Origin of the sequence: Paraburkholderia hayleyella, assembly GCF_009455685.1 — a bacterium.
GTDB lineage: Bacteria > Pseudomonadota > Gammaproteobacteria > Burkholderiales > Burkholderiaceae > Paraburkholderia > Paraburkholderia hayleyella.
Genome location: NZ_QPES01000001.1, coordinates 3,207,656 through 3,220,506, shown reverse-complemented (window position 1 = coordinate 3,220,506; position 12,851 = coordinate 3,207,656). Strand labels below are relative to the sequence as shown.

The window sequence follows — 12,851 nt, the reverse complement described above, 5'->3', positions numbered from 1 at the left end:
GCTGGTTTCCTCACTGGTGCTCGGCTTTACTATCAGGTACAGCATGACGTGCCGTTGCGGAAATACGATTGGTGTAACCTTGCGGCACCGTCTTGGCTGCTGTCTCACTCTTCTCAAGCGGCATCACGGCAACTCGCTCACTGTTAGCGAAGTTCATATCCTTCCAGTTGGTCCCGTAGATGGAGAGTCGTTTGACGTAATCCTCCAGCACCTTGTTGTGGGGGTGATTAAAGTCAATAAATATCTGCTTCGCGCCGCCTGCCAGATACCGTCCGAGCTTCGGGTCTTCCTGACTGGATACATTGCCACTCCATACGCGCAGCCCTTTCCAGTCGGCCGGGATATCCGGCACCTCCGCCGCACGAAGTTCCCCGATGGTAGGAATCTTCGTCAATTCGATATATCCGCCGTTTTGGCTCCAGTCATGTAGCACCGCGCAGTCTTCGCGCCACTCCTTGCCGTTCTGCGGCATTTTCTGTAACCAGTAGGATCCAGCCTTCGACGCAATGAGCTTGTCTGGGGGGCGTGTGGTATCCAGCACTCGGATAAGGCGAACAGGGCTGCCTTCCTTCAGGGTTTCGGCCACGATCGGCATCGGCTGTGGTTCATGACTGAATGATGCAATCGTCTGATAGGTTTTTTTACCTGTTTCTTCATCGAGTACAACGTTCCTCCCCTCCGCCAGGTTGGGCCAGTCCTTGACAGGACGGTAATCAGCCGGCGTGGCAGGAGGATGTGGAGTGTCACCGGCACCGCGCGCGGCTTTGGCAAGCCGTCCCTCCGCCTCGCGCGTCGTGATTTTGCCGGAGCCGACCGAAATATCGGCGAAGGTACCGTCAACCAGATGCGCACGCACCCGGACAAGGCAGTCATTCAGGTCACTCAGTGCCTGAGGCACCATCCGGTTAGCTAGCTTGCCGATATTCTGCAACTTCGGCGGCAGTCCAGAAAGGTACTGAACGACATCTTGTGGCAAAACGCCCGCCAAGTTCTTCACGATGTACTGGCACGCCCGCGTGAAGCGGTCGAGAAATTCGCCTACTGCCGCGAGTACCTTATCCTGGTACTGCATGAAATCGAGTTGACGCAACCATTGATAGGCGTTGCCTTGACCCATCCGGTTAGCAAAGCTGACGATTTCGGCCGCGAGCTTTTCAAGGTCCTCCCCCTTTTCCAGGGCACGCACAACAAGCTTGCCGACACCCTTGAGCACGCCGCCAACGATCGGCACAACGGCAATCAGGCAGAGCACAAGTTTCACCCACTGCCAACGGTCCTCAGCCTTCTTCGGGTCCTCGCACATGCCAATGCAGATTGCTATCGAGTCGCGTGCAGCCGTGCCTTCGCCCAGGATCGGAAACATGCTGATTACGGCATCGAAAACGATCTGACCGGTGGTCTGCTTCTGGTTGAATTCCCCGGCAAGGGCTCCACCGAACCATTCGGCTACGGAAGCCGCACCGTCCCATATCAGCTTGCCAATCTCGGTTGCACCGATCCTGTTCTCGGCAGGATTCGTAGTCTGAACTTCACTCATTGGACACCATCGTTCTGTTTGTTGGCGGATGCGGCGAAATCGTCCGCAGTCCAGTTCGCTTTGTAGCCCGGATTTGCATCATTGGCCTTGACTTCCCAAGTCCGCGAATCGGGACCCAGCTTGATCTGCCCGGAGCCGACCGGCGCGTTGCTCAGGTCGGCATAGCCCGCGCTGTCGAGCATGCCGCTGTAGTGCTTGCCATCGTCGTAGTTGATGTCGAACTTCGCACCCTGTACGGGTTCGTCGCTGTGATACATGTGCAGTATCGACGCCTGATCGGTGTACGCTGCTGGCGGAAAAACGGGGGGCGTGGACTGCGGGCCGTCTGTTGCATGGTCGGCGGCGTGAACGAGAAATTTTCCATTTGTAGCGCCAAGCAATCCGGCAGCGCTCAGTTCAATGGTCGTTCCCGCGCCGTTAAAGCGTATGCCCTTCATGGCGGTGAGATTGATCCAGCCATCCTCGCTCGAGATTTGAACGTCTTTCTTCGCTATTACGTCGATGCCGTCGCTCTGGGCCTCGATGCGGATTTTTCCCGACGCGGCGACTAGCATCATTCCCGCTTTGCGCACGAACAGCGAAATCCTTTCGAGCACCGCAGCGTGAAACGACTTGCCCGCCGCAATGCCGATGCTATGCCCGGTCGTAATGGCGGTGTCTTCATCACTCTGGATATGCGTGCTGCCCGCCGTGGAAGTTCCGATGCCCGCAGGGCTGGAAAGTGCGATAAGCGGGGTGGAAAATTCCGGGAAATCATTGGGGCCACCTTTTGGCGTGCCGCGAAGGTCAACAGTTTGCTGCTTGATGGAGCGGGTTACGTCACTCTGGTCTGCGTCTGGCATCTGTCCGCCGTGCTGCTGCGCAAGTTTCGCCAGCCCCTCGTGCATGTCGCGCGCCTGCCTCAGACGGGCGACCGTTTCATCCATATCCTTGGCCTTGCCCGCTGCGCCATCTCGCCCATGGGTCGAAACAAGAAGTCCCATCGCGGCGCGCAGCGAACCCCAAAAGTCGGTGCGAAGATCAAAGCCTTCTCCGCGCGCATCCTCCAGCCCTTCGTTACCCTGGAGACGCCGCAGGAAACCGAGGCTTAGCTGGCTCGTACCGTGATCGCTGGAGAGTTGCGCCTGTAGTTCGTTTTCTGTATCAACCAAGGCGAGATGGTTAGCGCCGATGCCGCCGCCTTGCATGCGACTACGGAACCCGGATACCCACTGGTTAAATGGCAGTTTCCATCCTGGCGTGTTGTGCTTGTTTGCGCTGCTTGCAACGATGAACGGCATGTCGGGATTTCCGTTCACGTAGCCGATTAGCACCTGGCTGCCGATGCGCGGCATAAAGGCGGAACCCATCTGGCTGTTCTGCCACGGCTGCATGGGGAGAACCCATATAAAGGCGTCCTGATCCAGCTTGCCGTCGCGGTCGGGAATCAGTTGGCATTTGACGCGGCCGTATACATCTGTCCAGATTTCCTGATTTTCCGGGCCGGTGACGACGGCATACTCGAAGCCCGCCTGGGATGGCCAGGGCGTTTTGTGCGGCATGCGGAAATATTCGCGCATGGGCTGGATTTCGAAATCCGTCTCGCAGCGAAACACCTGGCCGGTGCCGCTCGCCTGGTCGTTTTCCTCAATCGTCAATGTTGCAGATACAACCAGATATTCCTGGTTCGCTTTCTGGTACGGATGATCGGTCAGATGAAAAGTACGCCCAACCGTCAGGCCGCGCATGTTGCCGTGCCCCTTCGCACGCAATCCCTGGCAACGTAGCGCTTGCATTCGAACCATCGCAACATTACGGGCATCGTCGCGGGTGTCTTCGGGACCGGAATCAAATCGCGCTTCCTTGAGGCGCGGCTGGCTCACATTCGCATACGCGTAGACTTCCTGATCGGCCCGTGCCGTGTGGCGCGGGTCGCGCATTTCCTCACGCAGAGGGACGGTTGAGCGCGCAACGCGGGGTTCGGTGTAGTCATGATCGACAACGGTAATCTTGCCTTCGGTCTGACGGCTCGTTACGTCAAGGCGGTCGATATGCTCTTCGTCAATGCGGTCATTGCTCGAAAAGCGGATTGATTCATAGGCTTCGCCGTGTGAGTGAAATGCGCCCATACTGTCGGCAATCACGAGCCGGTGGAAGCCACTGAGGTGCTCAAACCAGTAGAACAGCCCGTAATGCTCGCATAGGCGCTGCAAACAGGTCATGTCGGATTCCCAGTGCTGGCGTATCAGGTCGCGCTTTGGATATACCCGCTTGCCGTAATGCGGCCCGGCAATGCGCCAGTCAATTGTGAGGGGATAATTCCCGAGAAGCTTGCTAATAACGTCTCTGACCGTATCCCCAAGGAAAATCCGGTAATTACTACCCTTGGCGGCTTCGGCCAGTGCAGGCTCAACCTCGAATTCATAGATCATGGATCGACCGTCACGTCGAACAAACCGGGCCGCGCTGACGCACCCGGCAATCTCGCGCGTATAGAAGCCGATGTTGCCGCGCCCGGTGTCGCCAGGCATCCCGGGAATGAAAGTCCCCTTACCGGGAACGTCGATGGATATCATGACCTCTGTCCCTACGATGCGATCGAGGTCGAGCGTGACGACATCGGGATAGGAAGGAATAGCGACATCCGTTCGCATGCGGACGGTGTAACTGTAGAGTTCACCTATTGCTTCGCGTCCGTGCAGGTACGTCGGAATCAGCACCGCTTTAGGCGGCTCTTCAAAATGGATGTTGACGCGGCGTGGCGTCCACGTTGGAAGCGCGGCCCCGCTTATCGAGAGCGTGCGCTCAGGTGCCCGGTACAGATAGGGGAATCGTTCGTCTTTCATACCGTCGCCCTACGCGCGAACGAGCGTCGCGCCGCATGCCGTCCTGTCGCCGATGAACGCCACACGGGTTCCGCGATGCGTGCGCTTGCCGGTCGCGATAATCGGATACGTGCCGCCGCACTTCGGGCATTCGGTCAGGTGCCCATCGAGCGCTACGCGAATCCCCATGTGGATGAGATTGTCGGCAGCCTCGACCACCTTGCCGCCATGATCCGTGGAGCCGCCAAGACGGGCTACTTCATTTCCTGTTACTGCATCCTTCATCTGCGATATCTCTTTCTGAAAAGGTGATGCACTGGAAGCGGCATGTTTTCGCCGCTCGACGGCAATAGCGGCGCGGATAGAGCGCGTTAAATCCTTTGATGTTTCTCCGATCGTTACCGCGACGCAATGAGATATGTCTGAAGAATCAACTTTTCTGATGCGTATTGGTTCGATTTGTCAAAAATTGACTTTCGCCAGAGTCTGGCTAGTGCGGGCCTATGCGCCCCAGTCCAGCTTTGCGAAGTCGCGTTTGTACGCGTCTGCGCAGTGCGTTGAGGGCGGGCGTTACGTTGTGCTGTTCGAAGTCCTGCCGCGTCTTTTCCGTCGCGCTTTGGAACAGATGCATTGTGTTGCGCAGCGTGCGGCCAGACTCAATATTGCGGCGCAGCGCCTTTCGCCGCCGTCGGGTTGACGCGGACCGACACGGGAAAAGGCAGCATCTTCTTCTGTCCCGTCGCGGTGTATTACAACGGGCTCACCTTGGCTGTCGTTTCGGACGTGGGGAAAGAGAGTGCGAGCAATCGCATCGGTATCTTTCGCAGCCGGGTATTTCCTCAAGCTGGCAATCGCCAGCGTCTTTCGTTCCCGCCGTACTTCTTCAATCACCAGCGTTTTACCGTCAGGCATACGCTTTATGTATGCGATCTGCGGTTGGCTGCGTTCGTTCAGCGCGCCGTAGATGACCGGTCCGCGCGTACCTGTTCTTTGCCGACCAGCGCTTCATCCTTTTTTCTCTTCGCTTTCTCGCGGTGTCTTGCACCCGCCAATCTAGATACTGTCGTATATGAATCGGCTCGATTTCATCCAGCGATGCTGGCGGCGTATCAAAGAATTCATACAGAGGTGGCCACGTTCGTTCACATGAGCACCGCTCATCGAGTTTGTCAGAGTCCATGTGTCTGATGCTGGATCGTATCGCGTGGCAATCGCAACGATTGCCACGTAGATAGGGTTGTTCGGCGCCTTCGTGTACGGTGAGCCTTCCACGACGAGAATCTGGCCATCATCCAGTTCTGCGGTGGTTGGGCGCTCAGCACGTACCGTGTCGTCTGTCTGGCGGCAACCGTGCATGGTTCCGCCCACAGCGCGCATACCGGTCGACCGATTTATCCTGCTGATCCGTATATAGACCAGCAATCGTCAGGATTACGCCTGCATTCGGGCCCGTTTTCAGTAACACTGCCATGTCGCGGTCCAACCTGTTTCGGGTTGCCCGGCGTTAGCGAAATCACTGTCTACTTTCCACGTCGTGATAAGGAGCTATTAAATGAACAAGACAATGAAAGCCGCTGTTGTCCGTGAGTTTGGTAAGCCATTAAAGCTTGAGGAGGTTGTTGTGCCGCGCCCTGCTGCGGGTGATTTGCTGGTCAAGATCGAAGCCTGTGGTGTGTGCCATACCGATCTTCACGCCGCGCAAGGCGACTGGCCGGTCAAGCCGAACCCGCCGTTTATTCCGGGTCATGAGGGAGTCGGCTACGTCGCGGCGGTGGGGGCGGGCGTGACGCATATCAAGGAGGGCGACCGGGTCGGCATTCCCTGGCTGTATTCCGCGTGCGGCCATTGTCCGCATTGCCTTGGCGGCTGGGAAACCTTGTGCGAAGCGCAGCAAAACACGGGTTATTCAGTCAACGGCGGGTTTGCCGAATATGCGCTGGCGAATGCCAATTACGTGGGTCATCTTCCCGACAAAATCGGCTTTGTCGAGATTGCTCCCGTGTTGTGTGCCGGTGTGACGGTCTATAAAGGCCTGAAAGTTACCGATACCAAACCCGGTGACTGGATCGCTATTTCTGGCGTCGGCGGCTTGGGGCACATGGCGGTGCAATATGCGCGGGCTATGGGGCGCAACGTGGCGGCCATCGACGTGGATGATTCGAAGCTCGAACTGGCGCGCCGGCTGGGCGCGACCGTTACCGTCAATGCGCTCAAGACGGATCCCGGCGCTTACCTGAAAAAGGAAATCGGCGGCGCCCATGGCGTGCTGGTGACGGCGGTCTCGCCGATTGCTTTTGAGCAGGCGCTAGGCATGGTGCGGCGTGGCGGGACAGTGTCATTGAACGGCTTGCCGCCGGGTAGCTTTCCGTTGCCGATCTTCGGCATGGTGCTTGAAGGGATTACGGTGCGAGGCTCGATTGTCGGCACCCGGCTTGACTTGCAAGAATCCTTGCAGTTTGCCGAGCAGGGTAAGGTTACGGCGACGGTTTCGACGGATCGGCTGGAGAATATCAACGACATCTTCGCGCGGATGCATGCGGGACAAATCGAAGGTCGAGTCGTGCTTAATTTTTCAGAATAAGCAATAAGCATAAAAAGAATCGAATAGGACCAATATGGCTCAAACACCGGCTAGCTACTTCATTGTGGCTAGCCGGTATTTTTTTAAAGACGATTTTTACATTTAAACATTGCCATTTGACAATGAATTATTAGATCTTAATTACTCTTTTAAAAAACAAGAACATTCTTATTTTTGTATGGGAAAATTCTTACGCGGTGAATACAATCCCGACATTCACTTAATTTGCCTGGTTTCGGTGAAATAAGTGGGGAATTTGATTAACCGTTTGCACTGTAATGCAGCCCAGTTATCGGGGGTTGTATTAATTGTGCACTGTTAGGAGGTGTTATGAGTTTATTGGCGCGGAATAAAAAAGTAGCAATTGGGCTGCTTTCGGCGGGTGTATTTATGGCATTAAGTGCATGCGGCGATGGAGGTGGCGTAGGCGGTATTAAAGGAAATATGTTGAAGGCTACTCCGACATCGCTTCAGAATGTAAGTCAAAAAATTGACCCTGAAGGTTCTGAAGGTTTTTTTAATGTTGAATGTACGCTATCGCATACTTTGCCAGACGATCCTATCAAGATGTTTGGCCGCCCGGGTGATGCCATGGTGCATGATTTCTTCGGCAATATCCATGCGGATGCTTTTACTACAGTTGATAAACTTCTGGCACAACCCGAGACCACATGTACTTCAACTGCCGATGGTTCGTCATATTGGGCGCCGCAAATGCAGCGCAAGAGTACCGGTGAGATTATCAAGCCAGATCATATGAAGGCTTATTATCGCAATCAGGACACCCGTTATCCAGTTGAGCCCTTTCCAAAGGGATTGCAATTACTCGTAGGTGATCATCATAGCAGTCAGTCAAAACAGGGGGTTTTATATTTTTGTAAAACCAGTGAAAGTGGCGGGAGCTATTATTCTGATCCACCACAATCGTGTCCACTATATGACGGGAAAAAAGCACAATTTAATATCACCCTTAATTTTCCTAACTGCTGGGACGGAAAAAGGCTTAACCCCGGAAAGAGTGGTCCGCGTAATGCCGCATATTCTGTGAATGGCGCTTGCCCTACGGAATATCCGGTAAAGATTCCGCAAATCCAGATGAATATCGGGTACGTATTGCCTGGTAATGGCAATATCTCCGATCTGGAATTGTCGATGAATCCGGATATGCAAGGAGGGGTTGCCATTCCAGTCTGGGGTAGTCTGTACACGGCACATGGGGACTTTTTTAATGGCTGGCGTGCCGACACGATAGATTTCATGACGGAGTTCTGTCTGAATCGCGGTGTGCTTTGCGACAAGAATATTCCCGTGGTGAATGCTTTGGCAGCCGACGATGCCTATGTCAGAGGCGGTGCCTATGCAGATACCAATTATGGGTCGGACAAGCAAATGTTGTCGCAGGAAGGATCTGCTGCTAATCCAGATGAAACCAAAGTCGCGTACATGAAGTTCAAGCTTCCAGATGAAGAAACGTTAAAAAACGCACCTTACAAAGATGTCTTTCTTCGTTTCCAGGGTATGGACCAGACGTCGAAAAAGGCTTATGCGGTGTGGTTTTATGAAGCCTCACCCGACTGGGATGAAAAAACCATAACGCAAAAAACCGGGCCGAAATGCGGTGGCAAAAATTATGTCCGGGCTTGGATGTCTTCTCCGGAAAAATTTATCTATCGTAATTCGGCGAGTGTGGCGCAAATCGTCGATGCAGCGCGCCAGCGTGAAGACAGGACTGTTTCGCTCTGCATGATGGCTAGTGATAGCGATAATCAGGAAACGATACTTGGAACAAAAGAGTCGGGTTCACCTGTCGTCCTGTTCTTTAAATAAACGGTAAAAACTTAATCATTACATTGTTTTTCTTTAAAGCCGCTTTGCATCTCTGCAAAGCGGCTTTTTTATGAATTTAAGATTGTTTTAAAAGTAGCTTGTTCAATCTGGTTGGGTATGCGTTGTCAACGCTCTGTGAAATAAATCAAAGTGCCTGGCGCGCTCGCATAAATAATAGAAATAATTAATACGCATTAGAAATCATATAAAAATCAAATGACTATGGACGCTGGCGTGCCATTTAATTACGGTTTGCCAGCATTTTTAATGCAATTTACATATTTAAGCGGCCGGTGTCAGGCGATGTATGCCATATGCTTAAAAACTCTCTTTTTGGTAGGATAATTCTTGCTTGCATTAGGAAAATTGCTAGATTAAGACTAGAATTCCTGAATTATAAGATTCGTCTGATTCAGGCGAAATAAAGGTGAGCAATTTGATTAATTGCTTGCGCTGTGAAGTGGCCCTTTTCCGAAGGGCTTGGCTAACTGCAGAGTAATGAGGGATCCGTATATGAATATCCTAATAGAAAATAAACGAGGAGTGCTCGCCCTGCTTTCAGCTGGCATGCTTCTGGCATTAAGTGCATGCGGTGATGGAGGTGCGACGGGCGGTGCTAATGCGGTTAGCATGAAGGCCACTCCAACGCCAGTATCGCGTCAAAGTGTGATGCCGAAGGTTGAACCTGAAAGTCCTGAAGGATTTTTTAATGTTGAGTGTACGTTATCGCATACGTTGTCAGACGATCCTATCCTGATGTATGGCCGTCCGGGCGAAGCCATGGTGCATGACTTTTTCGGCAATATTCATGCGGATGCCTTTACTACAGTCGATAAACTTCTGGCACAACCTCAGACCACATGTACTTCAACTGCAGATGGTTCGTCATATTGGGTGCCTCAAATGCGGCGCAAGAGTACTGGCGAGATTATTAAGCCAGATCATATGAAAGCTTATTATCGCAATCAGGACACCCGTTATCCGGTTGAGCCATTTCCGAAGGGTTTGCAATTACTGGTTGGCGATCATCACGGCACTCAATCGAAACAGGGGGTTTTGTATTTTTGTAAAACCAGTGAAAGTGGTGGGAGTTATTATGCTGATCCACCAGAATCATGTCCGTTATATGACGGGAAACAGGCGCAATTTAATATCACTCTTAATTTTCCTAACTGCTGGGACGGAAAAAGGCTTAACCCCGGAAAGAGTGGCCCGCGTAATGCCGCATATTCTGCGAATGGCGCTTGTCCTGCGGAATATCCAGTAAAGATTCCGCAAATCCAGATGAATGTCGGGTACGTGTTGCCTGGTAATGGCAATATCTCCGACATGGAATTGTCGATGAATCCGGATATGCAAGGGAGTGTTGCTATTCCGGTCTGGGGTAATCTGTACACGGCACATGGGGACTTTTTTAATGGCTGGCGTGCCGACACGATAGATTTTATGACGGAGTTCTGTCTGAATCGCGGTGTTCTTTGCGACAAGAATATTCCCGTGGTGAATGCTTTGCCAGCCGATGATGCTTATGTCAGAGGCGGTGCCTATGCAGATACCAATTATGGGTCGGATAAGCAAATGTTGTCGCAGGAAGGATCCGCCGCCAATCCCGACGAAACCAAGGTCGCGTACGTGAAATTCAAACTTCCAGATGAAGAAACGCTAAAAAATGCACCTTATAAAGATGTCGTTCTTCGTTTCCGGGGTATGAACCAGACAGCGAAAAAGGCTTACGGGGTACGGTTTTATGAAGCCTCACCCGACTGGGATGAAAAAACCATAACGCAAAAAAATGCGCCGAAATGCGGTGGTAAAAATTCTGTCTGGGCCTGGATATCTTCTCCGGAAAAGTTTATCTATCGTAATTCGGAGAGCGTGGCACAAATCGTCGACGCAGCGCGCAAGCGTGAAGACAGGACTGTTTCGCTGTGTATGATGGTTAGCGGTAGCGATAATCAGGAAACCATGCTTGGAACAAAAGAGTCGGGCTCACCAGTCGTCCTGTTCTTTAAGTAACAGCTGAAGTTTCATCGCTGGATTGTTTTTTCGAAGCCGTTTTGCAATCCTGCAAAACGGCTTTTTTTATACATGGTGCTGGATATATTGAGAAAAAAGATAAGAGAAGAAAAGTACCAAGCGGGCGTTTTCTGAATGCGTTCCGGAATACGCTATCGGGCAAGACGGGAAATTTCTGGTGGATTCTTTACTCCCTGCGCTACCTGTGAACAACGCAGAAAAAGCGTGCGCCAGACGAGTAAGGCAGCATCAAGCCAAAGCTGTGCAACACTACCGGCACATGGTGCCAGCACTGCCGTCAGCAAGACTGATGCGTTCTGGGTATATCGAAAATAATATTTATGTTTATGTGTAGCATCCAATGTTGATTTTGTTGAATCTTTTGTCTGGTGTGGCACTCCTGGTCTGGGGTTCGCATATCGTGCGCACCGGCATCCTGCGCGTGCTGGGCGCGGATTTGCGCCGCACGCTTGGACGCAGCACCGATAGCCGCTTCAAGGCTTTCGGCGCGGGCATTATCGTTACGAGCCTTGTGCAAAGCAGTAATGCGACAGCCGTCATCGTTACCTCGTTTGCCGCCCAGGGCCTGATACCCCTGGCTGTGGGGCTGGCGATCATGCTTGGCGCGGATGTCGGCACCGCGCTGATGGCGCGAGTGTTGACGCTGGATCTGTCATGGCTGTCGCCTTTGCTGCTTCTGTTTGGCGTGCCCACGTTTTTGTCACGCAAGCAGACCCGCTTCGGACAGATTGGCCGTACCGCAATTGGCCTCGGGTTGATTTTGCTGGCGCTGCATCTGATCGTTGAGGCCGCGCAGCCGATGATGCACGGCAATGGCGTGCGCGTGATGTTCGGCGCGCTGACGGGCGACATCATGCTGGATGCGCTGGTCGGTGCGGCGTTCGCCATGATTTCATACTCGAGTCTTGCGGCCGTGCTGCTCACTGCAACGCTGGCCTCATCCGGCGTGATCTCGCTCAAGGTGGCGCTGTGTCTCGTGATTGGCGCCAATCTGGGCAGCGGCTTGCTCGCTCTCTTTGGCACCTTGACGCAGAATGCCGCGGCACGCCGCCTCGCGCTAGGTAGTTTGAGTTTCAAGCTGGCGGGGGCCTTACTGATCTTGCCGTTTACCTCGTTGCTTGCGCGTGGTTTGCCACTTTTAATTAGCAATCCGCGCGAAGCCGTCGTTGGGTTTCATTTGCTGTACAACACGGTGCGCTGCTGCGCCTGCCTACCCCTGATTGATCCGGTTGCGCGCATCTGCGAGCGTTTGCTGCCAGACCGCATCGAGCCTAATGGCGAGTTGCGGCCATTGCACCTGGATGCCGCCGCATTGCCGACCCCCACGCTCGCATTGGCGAATGCCGCACGCGAAGTGCTGCGCATCGGTGACATTGTGGGCGCGATGCTGGAGAACATCGCGTATCTGATTCATCACAATGATCTGCAAAAAGCCCGCGACACGATCCGTATGGATGACGATATTGATCAGCTCTATGCCGCGGTCAAAACCTATCTGTCACGGATCTCACGGGAGCAGCTCGACGAAGCGGACAGCCGCCGCTGGACCGACATCATTGCGCTGACGATCAATCTGGAACATGCGGGCGATATTCTGGAGCGCATCGTGGGGAATATCGAAGCCAAGAAGATCTCGCATCAGTTGGCTTTCTCGGAAGAGGGGTTGGGCGAACTGGATGATCTGCAGGCGCGGCTCGTCGGTAATTTGCAGTTGGGGCTATCGGTATTTCTCAACAACGATTTGCGAAGCGCGGAGCGGCTGCTGGCAGAGAAAGAACGCTTCCGCGATCTTGAACGCGCTTATTCGTATGCGCACTTTGATCGTCTGGTTGGGCAAACCGTGCGCAGTATCGAAACCAGTGCGCTGCATCTGGACGTGATCAGCGATATGAAGCGGTTGAATTCATTGTTCTGTTCGACGGCTTATCCGGTGCTTGAGGCGGTAGGGGCGTTGAGTAACACGCGTTTGCGCAAGCGGACGCTCGATACGATGCATGTGAAGGAATGAGGTTTGACGGCGGGCAGTTGGGGCTGATGCGGACAAGGTATTCTTTAAACCACATGG

At 53.4% G+C, this 12,851-nt stretch carries 7 protein-coding genes; 4 read left to right on the top strand and 3 right to left on the bottom strand.

Annotated features, from left to right (window positions below):
- Nucleotides 1-10: 10 nt before the first annotated feature.
- From GH657_RS14170 to GH657_RS14160, 3 genes are read right to left on the bottom strand one after another with little or no spacing between them, the layout of a single operon-like run.
- Entirely contained in the window at nt 11-1,537 is a 1,527-nt protein-coding gene (locus GH657_RS14170) for a hypothetical protein (RefSeq protein ID WP_153101501.1), read from the bottom strand.
- Complete coding sequence (locus tag GH657_RS14165; RefSeq protein WP_153101500.1) at nt 1,534-4,362, bottom strand: type VI secretion system Vgr family protein; 2,829 nt, start codon at nt 4,360-4,362, stop codon at nt 1,534-1,536. The genes GH657_RS14170 and GH657_RS14165 overlap by 4 nt, the downstream gene beginning before the upstream one ends.
- Nucleotides 4,363-4,371: 9 nt before the next feature.
- Nucleotides 4,372-4,626 carry a PAAR domain-containing protein gene (locus GH657_RS14160; protein WP_153101499.1) on the bottom strand — a complete coding sequence of 85 codons (255 nt, stop codon included), beginning with the start codon at nt 4,624-4,626 and terminating at the stop codon, nt 4,372-4,374.
- A gap of 1,267 nt (nt 4,627-5,893) precedes the next feature.
- On the opposite strand from GH657_RS14160, the gene adhP reads away from it, so the two are divergent.
- From adhP to GH657_RS14140, 4 genes are all read left to right on the top strand, one after another.
- Nucleotides 5,894-6,922: an alcohol dehydrogenase AdhP gene (gene adhP / locus GH657_RS14155; protein ID WP_153101498.1), complete on the top strand. Its 1,029-nt coding sequence runs from the start codon at nt 5,894-5,896 to the stop codon at nt 6,920-6,922.
- 330 nt (nt 6,923-7,252) lie between these two features.
- Entirely contained in the window at nt 7,253-8,749 is a 1,497-nt protein-coding gene (locus GH657_RS14150; protein ID WP_220094855.1) for a DUF1996 domain-containing protein, read from the top strand.
- A gap of 513 nt (nt 8,750-9,262) precedes the next feature.
- Entirely contained in the window at nt 9,263-10,765 is a 1,503-nt protein-coding gene (locus tag GH657_RS14145) for a DUF1996 domain-containing protein (protein WP_220094854.1), read from the top strand.
- Nucleotides 10,766-11,126: 361 nt separating this feature from the next.
- Nucleotides 11,127-12,794, top strand: a complete 1,668-nt coding sequence (locus GH657_RS14140) for a Na/Pi cotransporter family protein (RefSeq protein ID WP_153101497.1) — start codon at nt 11,127-11,129, stop codon at nt 12,792-12,794.
- Nucleotides 12,795-12,851: the final 57 nt, after the last annotated feature.